At 60.0% G+C, this 16,131-nt stretch carries 17 protein-coding genes; 10 read left to right on the forward strand and 7 right to left on the reverse strand.

All coding sequences use genetic code 11. The features are described 5' to 3' along the window. The first annotated feature begins 561 nt into the window (after window positions 1-561). The gene (locus DVK03_RS11735; RefSeq protein WP_115803020.1) at window positions 562-963 is read left to right on the forward strand and encodes a zinc ribbon domain-containing protein; all 402 of its coding nucleotides are present in this window, start codon (window positions 562-564) and stop codon (window positions 961-963) included. A gap of 338 nt (window positions 964-1,301) precedes the next feature. On the opposite strand, the gene DVK03_RS11740 is transcribed toward DVK03_RS11735, so the two are convergent. The 4 genes from DVK03_RS11740 to DVK03_RS11750 all read right to left on the reverse strand — a co-directional run bounded on the left by DVK03_RS11740 (window position 1,302) and on the right by DVK03_RS11750 (window position 4,545). Then, the gene (locus tag DVK03_RS11740; RefSeq protein ID WP_115803021.1) at window positions 1,302-2,234 is read right to left on the reverse strand and encodes a tyrosine-type recombinase/integrase; all 933 of its coding nucleotides are present in this window, start codon (window positions 2,232-2,234) and stop codon (window positions 1,302-1,304) included. Next, window positions 2,231-2,764: a hypothetical protein gene (locus DVK03_RS11745; protein WP_115803022.1), complete on the reverse strand. Its 534-nt coding sequence runs from the start codon at window positions 2,762-2,764 to the stop codon at window positions 2,231-2,233. Before DVK03_RS11745 ends, DVK03_RS11740 begins: the two co-directional genes overlap by 4 nt. Before the next feature lie 109 nt (window positions 2,765-2,873). Continuing rightward, window positions 2,874-3,563, reverse strand: coding sequence for a hypothetical protein (locus DVK03_RS19705; RefSeq protein ID WP_147301741.1), 690 nt, complete (start codon window positions 3,561-3,563; stop codon window positions 2,874-2,876). Then, the gene (locus DVK03_RS11750) at window positions 3,544-4,545 is read right to left on the reverse strand and encodes a hypothetical protein (RefSeq protein ID WP_115803023.1); all 1,002 of its coding nucleotides are present in this window, start codon (window positions 4,543-4,545) and stop codon (window positions 3,544-3,546) included. The genes DVK03_RS19705 and DVK03_RS11750 overlap by 20 nt, the downstream gene beginning before the upstream one ends. A 176-nt stretch (window positions 4,546-4,721) precedes the next feature. Here DVK03_RS11750 and DVK03_RS11755 point away from each other — a divergent pair, with 176 nt between their 5' ends. After that, on the forward strand, window positions 4,722-5,723 hold the full coding sequence (locus DVK03_RS11755) for a hypothetical protein (RefSeq protein ID WP_115803024.1): 1,002 nt from the start codon (window positions 4,722-4,724) through the stop codon (window positions 5,721-5,723). A gap of 74 nt (window positions 5,724-5,797) precedes the next feature. Continuing rightward, on the forward strand, window positions 5,798-6,220 hold the full coding sequence (locus DVK03_RS19710) for a hypothetical protein (RefSeq protein ID WP_147301742.1): 423 nt from the start codon (window positions 5,798-5,800) through the stop codon (window positions 6,218-6,220). A gap of 176 nt (window positions 6,221-6,396) precedes the next feature. Here DVK03_RS19710 and DVK03_RS11760 read toward each other — a convergent pair whose 3' ends face one another. Then, window positions 6,397-7,428, reverse strand: a complete 1,032-nt coding sequence (locus DVK03_RS11760; RefSeq protein WP_115803025.1) for a hypothetical protein — start codon at window positions 7,426-7,428, stop codon at window positions 6,397-6,399. A 307-nt stretch (window positions 7,429-7,735) separates the two neighbouring features. Here DVK03_RS11760 and DVK03_RS11765 point away from each other — a divergent pair, with 307 nt between their 5' ends. The 6 genes from DVK03_RS11765 to DVK03_RS11795 all read left to right on the forward strand — a co-directional run bounded on the left by DVK03_RS11765 (window position 7,736) and on the right by DVK03_RS11795 (window position 14,714). Further along, complete coding sequence (locus DVK03_RS11765; protein ID WP_115803026.1) at window positions 7,736-9,430, forward strand: L-lactate permease; 1,695 nt, start codon at window positions 7,736-7,738, stop codon at window positions 9,428-9,430. A 69-nt stretch (window positions 9,431-9,499) separates the two neighbouring features. Next, complete coding sequence (gene hpt, locus DVK03_RS11770) at window positions 9,500-10,045, forward strand: hypoxanthine/guanine phosphoribosyltransferase (RefSeq protein WP_115803027.1); 546 nt, start codon at window positions 9,500-9,502, stop codon at window positions 10,043-10,045. Window positions 10,046-10,211: 166 nt separating this feature from the next. After that, a complete protein-coding gene (locus DVK03_RS11775; RefSeq protein ID WP_115803028.1) occupies window positions 10,212-11,600 on the forward strand; it encodes a uracil-xanthine permease family protein in 1,389 nt (462 codons plus the stop codon). A gap of 130 nt (window positions 11,601-11,730) precedes the next feature. Further along, a complete protein-coding gene (locus DVK03_RS11780) occupies window positions 11,731-12,546 on the forward strand; it encodes a hypothetical protein (RefSeq protein ID WP_004062661.1) in 816 nt (271 codons plus the stop codon). A gap of 82 nt (window positions 12,547-12,628) precedes the next feature. Next, a complete protein-coding gene (locus DVK03_RS11785) occupies window positions 12,629-13,471 on the forward strand; it encodes an ion transporter (RefSeq protein ID WP_115803029.1) in 843 nt (280 codons plus the stop codon). Between the two features lie 523 nt (window positions 13,472-13,994). Continuing rightward, entirely contained in the window at window positions 13,995-14,714 is a 720-nt protein-coding gene (locus DVK03_RS11795; protein WP_115803030.1) for a fumarylacetoacetate hydrolase family protein, read from the forward strand. A 61-nt stretch (window positions 14,715-14,775) separates the two neighbouring features. Here the strand turns inward: DVK03_RS11795 and DVK03_RS11800 are convergent, their stop codons facing one another. Next, window positions 14,776-14,994, reverse strand: a complete 219-nt coding sequence (locus DVK03_RS11800; protein WP_004062665.1) for a hypothetical protein — start codon at window positions 14,992-14,994, stop codon at window positions 14,776-14,778. Window positions 14,995-15,132: 138 nt separating this feature from the next. On the opposite strand from DVK03_RS11800, the gene DVK03_RS11805 reads away from it, so the two are divergent. Continuing rightward, on the forward strand, window positions 15,133-15,741 hold the full coding sequence (locus tag DVK03_RS11805; protein WP_004062666.1) for a translation initiation factor IF-2 subunit beta: 609 nt from the start codon (window positions 15,133-15,135) through the stop codon (window positions 15,739-15,741). Between the two features lie 148 nt (window positions 15,742-15,889). Here DVK03_RS11805 and DVK03_RS11810 read toward each other — a convergent pair whose 3' ends face one another. Next, a complete protein-coding gene (locus DVK03_RS11810) occupies window positions 15,890-16,120 on the reverse strand; it encodes a hypothetical protein (protein WP_004062667.1) in 231 nt (76 codons plus the stop codon). Window positions 16,121-16,131 lie beyond the last annotated feature (11 nt).

The raw sequence follows: 16,131 nt of genomic DNA on the forward strand, positions 1-16,131 counted from the left end.
CAGCGAACCGACCGCAACCCGACTGAATCTCGTGACTTCACGCCTAAGAGTGAGAGACCACCTCGGATTACACGTACGAGCCAAAAATGCCCCCGTGCTTAGGAAGAAGCCTTGACATGCTAGAAGATAGCACGCCGTATTCTCCACCTCATCGATACTCGGTCGAATCGAGTTTTTTACTAGCTACTTACGTAGCTAGCTTTTTTAGCTGTAAACGAAGGCCAATAGTGACCGATTAGCTCATGGAGTTGAACAACATATTTTCTCTGGCACCTGTCTTCCCCTACGCCGTTAAATAGCTCAAACCTAGTCTAACGCAGATGCTTACAGTCTAAGCAATAGCAGAGCGGAGGCGATGGAACACGGGGACCACAGGTAACGAACGCAAGCGCACCACCTTGCTCTTCGGTCTCCACGAAGTGAACACAGAGACAACGACTCGGACTAGTGGAGAGACGAGTCACACAGTAAGAAGGAGAATGTCTATATCAGCGATTTGTAGGATTTCGGAATAGAAAATTCGCCACCACACCTACCAACGTCTTCTCCGAGCGCCGTGGCATGCCTGACTACTGCCAACGGTGTGGTTCAGAGCTTGCCGACGACGCTTCGTACTGTCCCGAGTGTGGTGCCGCAGTCGGAGACAACCATGAGCCAGACACGACCGACAGGGAGACCTCGATGGACGGCGACTCGTGGGATTGGTCTTCTCCTCGTGGTCCGTTCGAGTCACCTCGTCGCGCCGTTGGCTTCCTGAACGTCCTCGGGTTCGTTTCGTTCCTGCTCGCCATCGGGCTCAACGCAGTGGGCCTGCCAATCACTGCGCTCCCGCATCCTCTCGACATAGCCCTCTTCATCTACTGGTTCGGGGTGCTCGTCGTCGGACTACCGCTGTGGGACTCTTGCATGTCACCGATAACGTCCTCGAATTCCTCAAACCGGGTTGAGAAACGATTCCTGTGAGACGAAGCAGACACCTCGCTCTGACAGAGGACGTTCCATCTGTTACATCGTAGGGGCCGGGGTCACGAACAGGGAGAGCGTTGCGCGTCTTGTCGGAGACGCGAAGGCAGGCATAGCGACGAGCGTGGATATCGCAGACGAGCAGGTGTCGGGAGTAGCACATCACGCAGAATTTTGCCGAACGTTCGTCCCGTCAACATCTCGTATCCTCTCAGACACAAGACGCCGTCGTCTCTTGGGTTTCAGTAGATGTCCGAAGGAACACAGGGACTCATGCCGTCGACCGTCAGACGAACGAGCTTCTTCGCGTCTCCGCGTATTCCTCTACGAAGGGAGGGCTACAGGTCGAGTGACTCGATGCACTCGAGGTACTCGCGCTTCGCCTCGTCACGAGAGACACGAGTATACACGTCGATTGTTCGGTTATTGCTGTCTCCCCGGATATACTGGAGGATGTGGTCTTTCATCCCCTGGTTGCGCATCAGGGTGGTGAAGACGGTTCGGAATGTATGCGGGGTGAACTTCCTGTGGAAACGGGTTTCGCCCTCGTCCATCACTCCTGCTCTGACCGCAGCGTCACGGACAGCCCGCTGCACCTGCGTCGTCTGGACGCGGTTGCCTTGGATGCTCAGGAACAGGTACTCGGAGTCATTGTCTGGGCGAACAAGTCGATACCGCTTGATGGCGTGCTTCACCTCCTCGTCCACCGGGACGACCGTCTGACTACCGCCCTTGCGTTCTCGCAGGCGAATGAATCCGTCGTCGAGCATCAGGTCGTCCTGTTCGATTTCGAGCGCCTCTCGAATCCGGCAACCTGTCTTTGCGAGAATGACGGCAATCGCCTTGTTCCGCGGGTCGGCGATATTGTGGACGATTTTCTTCGCACTCTCCCACGTCGCGCAGTCAGGGCGCTCGCGGTACTTCTGCGGGATTTCTTCGAGGACGACCGCCGCCGGGTTCCCCGTGATGTCCTCGAAGCGCGGGCGCTTCATCGTCCACCCGTAGAACGACGACAGCGATTCGAGGTAGCGCCGCTTCGTGTTCTGCGACAGGTCGCGGGCGGCAAGCGTGCTGACGTAGTCCTCGATATGTTCCGGCGTTACGTCTTCGGGCGCGAGGTTGGGGAACTCCTCGTGGAAGAACGATTTCAGGGTTCGGGAGTAGGCGTTGAGCGTCCTCCGACTACGACCCATGGCCTCCTTACGCTGGATGAAGTCGTTGACCGCATCGTGCTTGTTCTCGTAAATCTTCTCGCGGGTCTTCCCCGTCATGCTTCGACCGCCTCCGTGTCAGCGTCGTCGTGAGCGAGCCGCCACCCATACCCCTGTTTGTATTCGACCTTGTCCTCTTCCGCGAGGTCGAACAGTTGCTCCTCGACCGCGTCTTTGACGATGCCAGTGAGGACGCCGCTTCCCGTCACGTCCTTGAGGATACTTTCGAACTCCTGGTAGCGGTCGGTGAGGAACGCAGTGACGAACTCCTCGTGTTCGATATCGATTTCGCCGGGTTCAGAGTTACGAGCGTCTTCGAGTTCATCCTGCAACTGCTCGACTTGCAGTTGTAGTTCTTCGACCTTCGACTCGTTCTGACTGTACGCGAGGAACCCTTCTTGACGGGCAGCGCGTGCCTCTTGTATCAGTTCGTAGAGATACTTCGACCGACTTCCGTAACCCTGCTCCTCCGCTTCCTCCATCCACTGTTCTGCGTGCTTGCGACTGGGGTAAATCGCAACATAGGTCGTCTCTTCGGACAACCCAACCTCCGTCTCCCACTCGGTCTGCTGTGGCTCTTCGTCACTCATTCGTGTCTCACAACAGACAATTATGACTGGAGGCACCTAGGCATATGGATAGTAACGATGGATGTGACGACTGAAAGACCCGCAATCGCTGTTTGATGGTCTGATTGGGCTAAGAGCTGTTGTCTAAGTCGAGGAACTCATCCGTTGTCAGCAACGTCAAATCTGAGGCTCCAGTAATGGCATCCAATGTGTCAGATATCTCTTCGCGGTTAGATATCATATCATCATGGTCGGCGGCTACTACTGTCCCTGTCCCGCCGTTACTGGCCCAATCAACTGCCTCACAGAGAATTTGGCTATCATTCTCGTGATTAACTGTGGACCGTATGTTGGCTAATATCGTGGGGGCACGTTCACACTGCCATACTAAGTCAATATACTCATCAGGGGATTCAAATAGAGTTTGCCACCCTCTTATGATGCGCCGTTCCTCGATTTTGAGCCGTTTTCGAAGTTTGTTGGAATTTAACGAGTGTAGTTCTTCCATCAGGCTAATCATGTAGTCTAAATCATGTCCTCCCAAATTGATATGAGAGGGAGGCTCCCAGTCGTCGAATTCACCCCGTCCCTGAGCTTTGAGCATCGATTTTACGATGCTCTTTCGACGGTCACGAACGTTCTTGTACTCATCTCGAACTGAAGAACTTACTATATCGTCGCAATCGTGGTCGAAGAGAAGCTCCTTAGCTTCGCCATCATCTTGGTCGAAAGTGTAATTGAAGAGAACCGATGTATCCGAAAACGCCTCTGAGAAATCGATTTGTGAGGCCTCAAGTGAACTACTCATTATCTCGTCCATCAACAACCGTCATAAGCTCGTCAAACTTCTCTTCAAATTCGTCTGTCTCATCGTCTGAACTAGTACCGAAGTCAGGATACTCATCCACCGATGGGAGGAGATTCATAGCGTCACATCGCCGTCTGTTTTGCGTGAGTTCTTCATCGAACTGAGAGCGCAGCCTCGTCAAGTTATTATTCGAATCTTCTCGTATTGTATCTGCGTTTGGGCCCACTACCGTATGAAGCGAAATTTTATGTGCAACCATGAGCCAGACGTGGTCACGATAGAAATTCTTAAGCTCAGAAATCACGGTGTTATGACCTCTTTCCAAGTCTTGACCTTCCAACTCAACAAGCATCATAACGACATCTTCGAACAGATTCGTGAAGTCGGAAGTGTACCGATAACGGTCTTCCAAATGGTCGACAGCGAGTATCTCCTGATTCAAATCACTCGTTCTCTCAATTACTTCTTCATATGTCTCTGTTCTCGCAGGGTCTCGACGGTTGTAGACAGCGGCTGAAATGTCATCGATGATACGGAGCAAATCGAGATTTGCTAAATACAACTGGCGATATTCATCCGGCGCGTGGTGGGTATAGAACTGCTCAAGAAAATCAAAGAAGTCAGCCACCCACCATTCCTGAAGCTGAAGATGTTCAATACCATCCCTGAGGAAGTCCTCAAGCTCGGGCAACTGTGCTTCGAGAAGCGGATACGCAAGTGTAGGGTCAGTCCATAGCGTTTGTCCAGGACCGTTGCTACCTGGCCCGCCTTTACAACTCACACCCCACTTGAACCAACTATAGGTAATGGGGTTGTCGTCATCCTCTGTGAAATCGTCGATTGTGAGGTAGAGATACTTCTGCCGCTTTACGTGGGCTTCCTCTTGTCGAGGTAGGCCCATGTCGTCAAGAACGTTGTCTAACGCGGTCTCAATTTTAGACAGAATTGCGTCCTCTGTCGGAGCGTCCGCGCTGTGTCGGATGCTTGGAGTCATGGTTACCTCCCGTAGTGCTAGAGCCAACGGAGGCACTCTGGGAATTGCTTGTTAAAACAGTCCAGCCCGAACGACATAAATCTCCTCCTCTCGCTAAAATCTGGTTAAACCGTGAGAAAGCCTGAGATAGCAGAATCGACCGATAACTTTTGAAATAGGTGTCTGTATGTCGTTGCATGCCAAATCCACTCTTCTCGACGTACACGCAAGGCGAGAACCGGGTTACATCAACGGTCATCGCAGTCCTTGAGCACGTCAACAATCAGTTAGCAGAGGATATTTTGGAAGCACTGACGGACGAATCCGACCTGTCGCTCGTCTCGTTCGATAATCAGGTGACAGGCGTTGACTCGGTGCCGGATGCTGCAATCAAGAGTTCGACCGCGCTCTGGTTCGAGACGAAAACGAGTCGGGATGCTGTGGACAAGGAACAACTCGAAAACCATCTTCATGCGCTCGACGAGGATGAAGCGGAACTACAGCGTCTCATCGTTCTGACCCCTGATGCTCGACTCCCTGACGAGGTGGCCGCAATCAATGACGAGCGCATCGTGTGGGCCAACTTCGACTCGCTCATTGATACCATAGAGACGGTGCTCGAACGAGACGTAGGGAACGCCGAGGCGAGTATGTCCGTCCCCACAGAACGTGAAGCGTTCCTACTCCGCGAACTCAGTCGCTTCCTCTACGACGAAGACCTCGTGAGCGGCAAGGAGGACCGTGTGTTGGTCGTCGCGGCTCGCAAGGCATGGCCCGAGTATCAGGAGCAAGGGCTATACTTCTGCCAGGCGAATCGGTCGTTCAAGCCCGTTGACCATCTCGCGTTCTACACTGACGGCGAAATCAAAACGGCAGTCCCATCAGTGACAGATGCTATCGAGAGCATCGAACTCACCGAGGAGACGGTACGAAATCACCCCGACCTCTCGCAGTCACAGCGAGAGCAACTGCTTGACGCAGTAACGCAGTTTCGCAGGGAGGAATCCGAACGGCACGGTGAGACGGAGAAAGTCATCTTCCTACAGTACGGTATCGAACTCAACCGCCCGGTGAAGAACGACAAGACTGCGAGTGATTCTGACCGGACGGTTGCTTTCGTCCAAGGGCATCGCTACGTCTCGTTCTCAAAGCTGCGGGAGAACCCCGAGCACACGACCGAATTGGAAGAAGCAAACTGAAACCCTGTTATGAAGTTAGAGCACTCCCAATAACCACCCTCACAGGAATTAGACATGGGATTCGAATTACAACTATGACCAATCAACTTCACCTTACACTCGTAGGTCAAGACACGGACCAAGCACCCTTTTCGAGTGTTGAATTTCACGAGTGGACTGATGTTGCCTTATCGAGTGGCGAAGCGGTTCAAGTTAAGAAACGGACTGGAGCACAAACACCTCCGTTTAGTGCTGACCTGATAATCCAATTCGGAAGCGGTGTTACCGCAGGAATCTTAGCAAACTGGCTGTACCAAGAAATATCAGGTTCAGAGGATACTGGGATGGAAATCAGCATCCAAATAGACTCATTTGAGTTTGAGGATTCAGGGAATTCGAGCATCAACTATATCGATTCTGTGCAACTAAACCAGTTGAGCAAGGAAGAAATTAGGAAGATTGTCGAGGCCGTGATTGAAGACCAAAACGAGGTTCAAGAAGAAGAGGAATCGAACTAATGAGTAATCACAACCGTTCCGTCTGGCGTGAGTGCCCAGAGTGTGAGGAGAAGCAGAAGGTGAAACAGGGAGGATGGGCTACGTGCCGAAGTTGCGGCGAGAACTTCCGTGCATAATCACCACCTGCCAGTCTCACGAAGTCTGGTTGTGACTCCTATGAATGGCGGTCTAGGCACTTATCGATAGATAGCAATCGGTGAGATTGAGATTGCGGGATAGCTCACCTTGAAGCCAAAATCAGAGGCTATCGCATCCGCAAAATGGTGGAATGTCCCGAACTGAATCCCCTCTCCCTCTTCATTTTCGTCGTCTTCATCGTCTGGGTTCTCCGTGATTGTCTCTACTCTGGCAACCACTGTGCAGTTCGGTATCTCACTTGTCTCGTATTTCGATAGCAATTCGACTGGGTCGGTATCCAAATTGTCGTCTTGAACTAACGCCCAGAACCAGAGCGGAGATTCGTCTTCGAATGGATGAATACGTGCTGCCAGCATCTCCTCGTACTGGCTTGGGATGACCTCATGGAATAGCTCGAACATCACTTCAATCGCACTCAGGTCCTCTTGGTTGACTCCGACTACGTCATTTGCAGTGAGATTTTCAACGGGAGATTCCTCGTCCTCAGTCAGACCCTCGCGCATGATGTCTGATTCTGCCGCTGGTGCCTCGTCACTAGTTGTGTCCTCAGAATCATCTAACACTTCCTCGAGCCTGTTGACTGCACTCAGCATCCCATCAACGAACTCCATGCTAGTCGAGAAATTCAGCAATTCAACGCTTCCACTGACTCGAATGATATCGCCTTCCGAGACTTCCGAAGCTACCGAACTTCGGGCTGCACGCTCGGTGTAATCTCCCTCGATATCGTCAATAATGTCGTCTACGTCGTGGAACCACTCTCCCTCAAAGTCCTCTAACCAGCCTTCGAGTAACGGGTAGTAGTAGTGATGTAGTGCTCGAGACTCTTCTGTTCTGGAAGTCGACCCGGTACGACCTTCGACAGTCCCACTCACCGAACTGGAACCGACACCCAAAATATACGCTTTGATGCTGCCAGTCAGACTCGCGGCGAGTTCGCTACTTTCCTCTTCTTCCTCCACCTTCTCTTCGATATAACCTTCATCGATACGGGACGATATGGATTTTACTCGGTCCATGTCCAGATAGACGAACCCAGGAACCCGGTCCTGCCGGTCGTTGGTGCTCATGAACACCTAATTGTGATGAGTGGGTGAAAGTTCTTGCTGAGGATATGGCTCGAAATCAAATCTCTCCGTTCTGGTTGTTAGGGTCTCAGCGGGCTCTATAGATGCGCTAAACACATTCACTATGGATAGATTGTGAGTCGTGAGTGCCGAGGCCACTTTCTCACTCGAAGTCCATCAGCCCGTAGCCTGTGTCACGCGACCCGGTGACTTTGTCGCTCGACTCTCTTAAGCCTGCTTTCGGTTCGACGGGACAGAGAACGGTGCGCGTACTACAACAAACTCGGTCACAAACACACAGAAAGACACAATGACTTCAGTCGTGATTTTGGCACTCGCGGCGAGCGTCCCAATCGTCGTCGCGTTCGTCCTCCTCGCCGGGCTTCGGTGGTCGGCGGCGCGGTCGATGGGGGTCGGGTGGGTGTTGGCGACGGCGCTGGCGTTCGCAGTGTGGGGTATGGAGCCGACAGCGTGGGCGGGAGCCGCGGTGTACGGCGCGCTTGAGGGGCTCAACATCGTCCTCATCGTCTTCGGGGCGATTCTGCTCATGAACTACTTGGAGGTCAGCGGCTCCATCGAGACGATTCGGTGGTACTTCCGCCGGCTGGAGCGCGACCGCCGCATCCAGTTGCTCCTCATCGGCCTCGGCTTCGAGACGATTATCGAGGGCGTCGCGGGCTTCGGGACGCCGGGAGCGCTGGCCGCGCCGCTGTTTATCGGCCTCGGCTTCCCGCCGCTGGCGGCGGCGGTGTTCGGGCTGTTTTTCAACGCGCCGAACCCGCAGTTCGGGGCCGCGGGGACGCCGATTATCGGCGGCGTCAGCCAAATCGAGTCGATTCTCCCGGCGGCGATGGCGGGCGGGCCGTTCCGGCAGTTAGTCTCGGCGTGGACCGGCGTCATGACCGGGCTGACGTTCGCGTTCTGGGGGCTCCTCGGCGTGTTCCTGCTGGTCTACTGGTTCGGTGACGACGACGAGCGGTCGGTTCGCGGGGCCGCGCGAGCCGCCGCGCCCATCGCGCCGTTCGCGCTCGTCCTCGGCGGGCTGACCGGCGCGGTGCAGCTCGCCGTCGCGTGGTTCATCGGCCCGGCGCTCCCCGATATCGCCGCCGGGTTCGCCGTCCTCGCCGTCGGCGTCGTGATGGCCGACCGGGGCGTGCTCGTCCCGTCCGAGCGATGGACGTTCCCCGACCGGCGGGGCTGGCTCGACGAGTGGTTAGGCGGCCTCGACCCGTCGTCGCTCGACACCGAAGAACCGCGAAAGCGGATGCCGGTCTGGATGGCGTGGGCACCGTACGTCGCCGTCGCGCTCGTGTTACTGGTCACGCGCTGGCCGACGCTCGACCTCGTGTCCGTCTTACAGGGGTTCACGGTCGGCCCCTACCGGATATTCGGGTACGAGACGATGGAGTGGTCGCTGGCGTATCTCTACCTCCCGGGGACGGTGCCGTTTCTCCCCGTCGCCGTCCTGACCGGCCTGTTCTACCGGATGGACGCCGGCGAGATGGCCGACGCCTGGGTCGAGTCCGGGCGGCAGGTCGCGACGGCGGCGGTGACGCTCGTCGTCGCCGTCTCGCTCACGCAGGTCATGATTCAGTCGAGCATCAACCCCACCGACACCGTCGGGATGATGAACGTCCTCTCGTTGGTGTTAGCCGAAGGGGCGGGGGCGGCGCTTCCAGTCGTCGCCCCGTGGATCGGCGCGCTCGGGACGTTCGTCACCGGGAGCAACACCACGTCGGACATCCTGTTCAACGCCCTGCAGTACAACGCGGCCGCCGACGTCGGTATCTCCCGCGCGCTCGTCGTCGCTATTCAGAACGTCGGCGGCGGCGTCGGCAACATGATATCGGTCCTCAACATCGCCGCCATCTCCGGCGTCATCGGCATCGCGGGCCGCGAGGGCGACATCCTCCGGAAGGTGGTCGTACCGACCGTCGTCTTCGCGCTGTTCGTCGGTGTCGTCGGGTCGCTTCTGGTCTACGTCGTCGCCCCCGGCGTGTTCTAGGCGGCGGTGGGGCGACGCCGGTCCCCGAGAGAGCGAACCACTTTTGGGCCGATTCGTGAAACGGACCCCATGCAGCGACTCGAGGAGTCCCTACACGAAGCGCCCATCATCGACAAGGACGGCTACTCCTACCTCGTCCATCCCATCAGCAACGGCGTGCCGATGCTCGACCCGCAACTCCTGCGCGAGGTCGTCGTCGGCATCACCCGCGCCGCCGACCTCGACGTGGACAAAATCGTCGCCCCGGAGGCGATGGGAATCCACATCGCCACCGCGCTCTCCCTCCAGACGGACGTGCCGCTCGTCGTCATCCGCAAGCGCGAGTACGGCCTCGACGGCGAAGTCGCGCTCCACCAGACGACCGGCTACTCCGAGTCGGAGATGTTCATCAACGACATCGAAGACGGGGACCGCGTGCTCATCGTGGACGACCTGCTTTCGACCGGCGGAACGCTCGCGGCCATCTGCGGCGCGCTCGACGACATCGGCGCGGAGGTCTCCGACATCGTCGTCGCCATCCGGAAGGTCGGCGAGACCGCCCTCGACGACACCGACTACGAGGCGACGAGCCTCGTGGACATCAGCGTCGACGAAGAGGGCGTCGAGATTCACTGAGCGGAGCCAGTTGCGGTCGGTGCAGTCGGTGCAGTCGGTGCGATGTCAGTTCCCCCACTCGCCCGTCAAGTATGCACGTCTGTGTTCAATACATCGCACCAAGTGCAGTGAAATACACTCGAACGCGAAACTATTATTGAACGGGAGTCGCTCGTGGCGAGTACAGATGTCAGACGAGAGCGGTGAACTCGGCCTCGAATACGAAATCGACGACCGGCCGCCGTTGCTGGAGTCGATTCTCCTCGGGATACAGCACGTCTCGGTGATGATCGTCCCGGCGACCGCCGTGGCGTTCATCGTCGCGGGCGCGGTCGGTCTCGGCGTCGCCGACACGGCCTACGTGGTCCAGATGGTGCTCCTGTTTTCGGGGCTCGCCACCGTGGTCCAGGCGTACGCCGTCGGGCCGGTCGGCTCGCGGCTCCCCATCGTGATGGGGACGAGCTTCACCTTCGTCGGCGCGGCGACGACCATCGGCGTCGACTACGGCCTGAGCGCGGTGTTCGGTGCGATTCTCGTCACCGGCTTCGTCGTCGAGGGGCTCATCGGCTGGCAGTTCGACCGCATCAAACCGTTCTTCCCGCCGCTGGTGACGGGGCTCGTCGTCGTCATCATCGGTCTCTACCTCGTCCCGGTCGGCATGGACTACGCCGCCGGCGGGGTCGGTGCCGCCGACTACGGCGCGACCCACAACATCGGCCTCGCGGCGCTCGTCCTCGGGGTCGCCATCGCGCTCAACCTCTTTACCGACGGCATCACGCGACTCCTGAGCACGCTCGTCGGCATCGCCGTCGGCTACGCCGTCGCCATCCCGCTCGGCGTGGTGGACTTCACGCCCGTCGCCGACGCGGCGTGGTTCGCGATTCCCCGCCCCGGGGCGTTCGGCGTCACCTTCGAACCCGTCCCCATCGTCACCTTCGCGTTCCTGTTTCTCGTCTCCGCGATGGAGACCGTCGGCGACATGTCCGGCATCACCGCCGCCGAGGGACGCAACCCGACCGACGAGGAGTTCCGCGGCGGCCTCTTTACCGATGGTCTCATGAGCTCCGTCGCCTCGGTGTTCGGCGCGTTCCCCGTCACCTCGTTCTCGCAGAACGTGGGCATCGTCAACTTCACCGGCGTGATGAGCCGGTACGTCGTCGGCATCGCGGGCGTCGTCCTCGCCGTCCTCGGCCTCAGCCCGAAAGTCGGCGCGGCGGTCGCGACCATCCCGAGCGCCGTCTTCGGCGGCGCGGTCCTGCTCATGGCCGGCATGGTCGCCGCCAGCGGCGTCCGCCTCGTCTTCCTCCACACGAACCTCGACCGCCGCAACATGGTCGTCGTCGCCGCCTCGCTCGGCCTCGGACTCGGCGTCGCCACGCGACCCGACGCGCTCTCGGGGCTCCCGCAGGCCGCCGCGACGTTCTTCGGCGAGCCGGTCATCGTGACCGCGCTGACGGCGCTCGTGCTCAACACGCTCGCGCCGGGCGACCAGAGCCCGCTTTTCGACGCGGCCGACGAGTCGGTCGCCGCGGACGCCGCCGACGGCGCGGACGGTCGCGCGTCAACCGACGACTGACACGCATCGAACAGATGGTAACTGGTTCCGGTTTCAATGGGTGGGTTATCGTTCGTGTCTCACGACTGTCGGGAAAGAGTCCGGATTACCGACGAGTTCATTTCTGTCCGCAGCCTTACCGGTGTACGAGATGAGCGAGCAGCGGGTCACATTCAACGGGGATACGCGGGTGCTGTACCGGCAGGCAGTCAGAACGCCGCTGCCGAACGAGGACGCCGAGCGGCTGTTTCACGAGAACATGATGAACATCGCGGACGCCCAAGAGCGGAAGGCGGATATGCTCGCCGACCCCGACATCTCCCTGCTCGAAGCCTACGAGACGCAACTCGAAGGGATTGCCAAGAGCTACAAGCGACGCTGTCGACACATCGCCGGCGACGACTACGAGGAGATTGCGATGGCGTACAACCGCGGGGAGCGCGACGACCGCGTCGGCGCGCTCACGGCCTACTACTTCGAGGGGCTCTGGCGGATGCAACAGCGAATCACCGTCACCGATATGCTGTTTTTCCCCATCATCCTGCGGTATCCCGACTGCTTCACCGTCAACATCCGCTTCGCCAGCGGCCACACGACCACGGAGTCCGTCCTCTACGAGTCGCCGGAACACTCCACCGAGGAACTCGACGACGAGTACGCCGAGCGCTACTACAACGAGAGCCTCTACTCGCAGAAGGAGGCCGCCGAGTACATCAGAGACACCGCAGAAATTATCCGCGAGGAGTTCCCCAGCCCCGACGAGTCGACGTTCGAGGAGCGACAGTACGGCGGTATCACCTCCGCCGGCGGCCGGAAGGGGCCGGTGTTCTCGTCGATGCTCAAGCGGGTCGAACCGGACCCGAACCGGTTTTCGGAGCCGGTCGACCAGCCGACGCTCGTCGAGGAGGGCAAGGAGGCCCGGCGGACCGAGCGTGAGCTACTCCCCGAGGGCGCTATCGTCCTCTGAGGCGGTCGCCGCCGGGTCCCCCCGCCGTCGGGCCATCACCCCGCGGACGACTGTATAAGTAGCCCAGCCCCGAAGACGGTGTATGGACGGTCACGCGCGGAGGTCGCGCCGCGAGACGCCGCGGGACGTGGTCAGGTTCTATCTCCTCGACCATCGAACCGCGGTCGGCAAGGCCATCGACATCGCGCTCCTCGGGCTCAACTTGCTTTTCGTCGGGGTGTTCGTCGCCGAGACCTACCCGCTTTCGGCGTCGGTCCAGTCGACGCTCTGGTCCGTCGAGGCCGCCGTCTCCATCGTGTTCCTCGCGGAGTACCTCCTCCGACTCTACGGCGCGCGGGACCGGACCGCCGAACTGCTCAACGTCTACTCGTTCGTCGACCTGCTGGCTATCCTGCCGACGCTGGCGGTGCTCGTGCTTCCCGTCTCGTCGGTCGCCGCCAACATCGGCTTCCTGCGGGCGATTCGCGTGGTCCGCGTCCTCCGGTTTTATCGCTTTACGCGCGACGAGGAGTTCTTCTTCGGCACCGTCTCGGTCGGGACGCTCCGCGTCATGAAACTGCTGTTGACGGTGCTCACCATCTTCTTCGTCGCCGCGGGGATGTTCTACTCGTTCGAACACCGGGTGAATCCCAACATCGGGTCGTTCGGCGACGCCTTCTACTTCGTCGTCGTCGCGCTCTCGACGGTCGGCTTCGGTGACATCGTCCCGGTGACCGAGGCGGGGCGGTGGGTGACGGTCGCCGCCATCCTCGCGGGCGTCATCCTCATCCCGTGGCAGGCGAGCAAAATCGTCAAGGAGTGGGGCCACCGCGACAAGGTCAACGTCACCTGCCAGAACTGCGGGCTGGCCTACCACGACGCCGACGCCTCGCACTGCAAGTCCTGCGGCCACGTCATCTATCAGGAGTACGACTCGCGGGAGTGAAGGCGAGGCTCCGGCCGGGCAGACGGTTCGCGGGCCGAGAACGCGCCCGCTGTTTGAACATGAATATTTATTATAGATTAGTCTGTACTGCCGGGTACAACAATGTCGGTCGTACGCGTACGTCGCTAACTCTTCTCGTCGCCGCACAGCCGTCCGACCGACCCGAACCCATCCCGAAATCGTGAGCACACACGCCACCCCGACCTACGAACCGACCCTGCGAACCGACCCTGCGAACCGACCGCGAACGGTCCGCCGAACGCGAGACCACCACCCCCGACCGTGCCGCCCCTGTCGACCCCGCCGACTCCGCGTCGGGCGTCGCTCGGTGTCAGCGCCAGTTCGAATCGACGCGCACCGAGCGCATCCACAACCTCGTCGACCGCGAGAACCGGTCGATGCCCCGGATGAATCGGGCGTCCACGTCCGACTGAGTCGCGGCGGCGGCCCGCGCGTCCGGTTCTCTCGTACCCGCTTGCGGAGACACGTCGCTTGAAGTGAGTGGCCGACGCAGGGGCGAGTAATGCGATTGGCACGGATTCGAACCGACGACGGAGTGGTCTCGGGCCGATACGACGACGGCGTCGTGACGGCCGACGGCGAGGAGTACGAAGTCGGCGTCGACGCCGAGTTGCTCGCGCCCTGCGACCCGACCGCGCTCTACTGCGTGGGCCGGAACTACGCGGCGACGGTCGACCAGATGGACTACGATATCCCCGACCAGCCCGACTGGTTCATCAAGCCGCCGGTGTCGGTGCTCGACCCCGGCGCGGACATCGAGTACCCCGACTGGACCGACGAGCTGACGTACGCCGGCGAACTGGCCGCCGTCATCGACCGCGAGTGCTCTGACGTGGCCGAAGAAGACGTGGACGAGGTGGTCCGCGGCTACACGATTCTCAACGACCTCGACGCGCTCGACCAGCCCGGCCGAACGGCTCGAAAAGCGTTCGACGGCTCCGGGCCGCTCGGCCCGTGGATTGAGACCGACGTGGAGCCGTCGAACATCGACATGACGACCCACGTCGGCGGCGAACTCCGGCAGGAGGCCAACACCGAGCGGATGCTCTTTTCGCCCGCCGAAGTGGTCTCGTTCCTCTCGGAGCGCTACACCTTCCAGCCGGGCGACGTGATTTCGTTCGGCAGCCCCGCGAATCCCGGTCTGGTCGAACCCGGCGACGACGTGGAAATCTGGTACGAGGGCGTCGGTACGCTCACGAACCGCGTCGTCGACGGCGAGTGAGGTGGCTGCCGGCGACCGATTGCGGGCGGTGGCGGTGGCCGGCGGCCGTCAGTCGCCCGGCTCAGTTCAGCGCCTCGACCTCGTCACCGAGGTCGGCCGGTTCGTCCACGGGGCCGTTGACGAACAGGCCGTGCGCCATCACGACCGCGGCGAGGGCGCTGAAGCCGACGAGCGTCGTCTGCGGCTCCATCGGCGTGAGTTGGCCGACGACGACGCCGGCGAGGAGGCTCCCGAGGATGCCGAGAAGTACGAGGTCGTAGTACTGCCACGTGTAGCCCATGACGAGTCGTTCGAGGGCCAGCGCCGAAGGCGTGGCGTTCGGTTCCGTCGTCGGAGATGCTGAAACGAAGTCGGCGCGTCGGTGCCGCGGCAAAGACGGTCACGGAACGGCTATACGTCGCCAGACACTCGAACCCCTATGGAGTATCAGACTGCGCTCGACCGAGCGCTCAACGTCCTACCGGAACGAAACGTCGAACAGGAACGCCTCACGGTGCCGGATCCGTCCGGCGAAACCGACGGCGCGTTCACCCGCCTCACCAACCTCGGGGAAATCGCGGACGCGCTCTCGCGGACGCCCGCGCACCTCCACAGCGCCATCCAGCGCACGCTCGGGACCAGCGGCCAGTTGGAAGGCGACCGCGCCCGATACAGCGGGTCGTTCTCCATCAACGACTTCGAGGAGGCCATCGACGGCTACGTCGAGGAGTACGTCATCTGCTCGGAGTGCGGCCTGCCGGACACTCGCCTCGTCACCGAGGACGGCGTCGACATGCTTCGCTGTGAGGCCTGCGGTGCCTTCCGCCCGGTCCAGAAGCGCTCCAGCGTGAGCAACAAGCGCCAGCGCGAGGCCGTCGAAGAGGGTCGCACCTACGAGGTCGAAATCACCGGGACCGGCCGCAAGGGCGACGGCGTCGCCCAGCGCGGGAAGTACACCATCTTCGTGCCCGGCGCGCAGGAAGGTCAGACCGTCCGCGTCTACATCAAGAACACGAGCGGGTCGCTCGCGTTCGCGCGACTCGCCTGAATCGGTCGCACGCGTCGCGCCGACGCGCCGACGCGCCGGACCACGAGTCGCTCGGCGACCGACTTCCGCGCACAGTCTCATATTCTCTCGCCGCGGTCGCTTCTTTCGCGGGCCGGATTACCGGCGTCGCGACGCCCGCGAGACGCAGTTATGCGTCGTCGCCTTCGCTGTCGTCGCCGTCACCGCCGCACCGACCGCGGAGGCCGACGAGCGCGACCAACAGGAGCACCGCTCCCTCGACGCGCGCCGCCGTCGTCACCCACGGTTTCGCCGTCATCTCGCCGCCGTCCTCGTAGGCGAGGCGCGTCATCACGGCGACGAGTTTATCCGGAACGAGCAGTTCCACCAGACCGAACGCCGCCAACAGGGCTCGGAGCATACCCGAATATC

The organism is Haloferax sp. Atlit-109R (assembly GCF_003665865.1).
Classification (GTDB): domain Archaea; phylum Halobacteriota; class Halobacteria; order Halobacteriales; family Haloferacaceae; genus Haloferax; species Haloferax volcanii.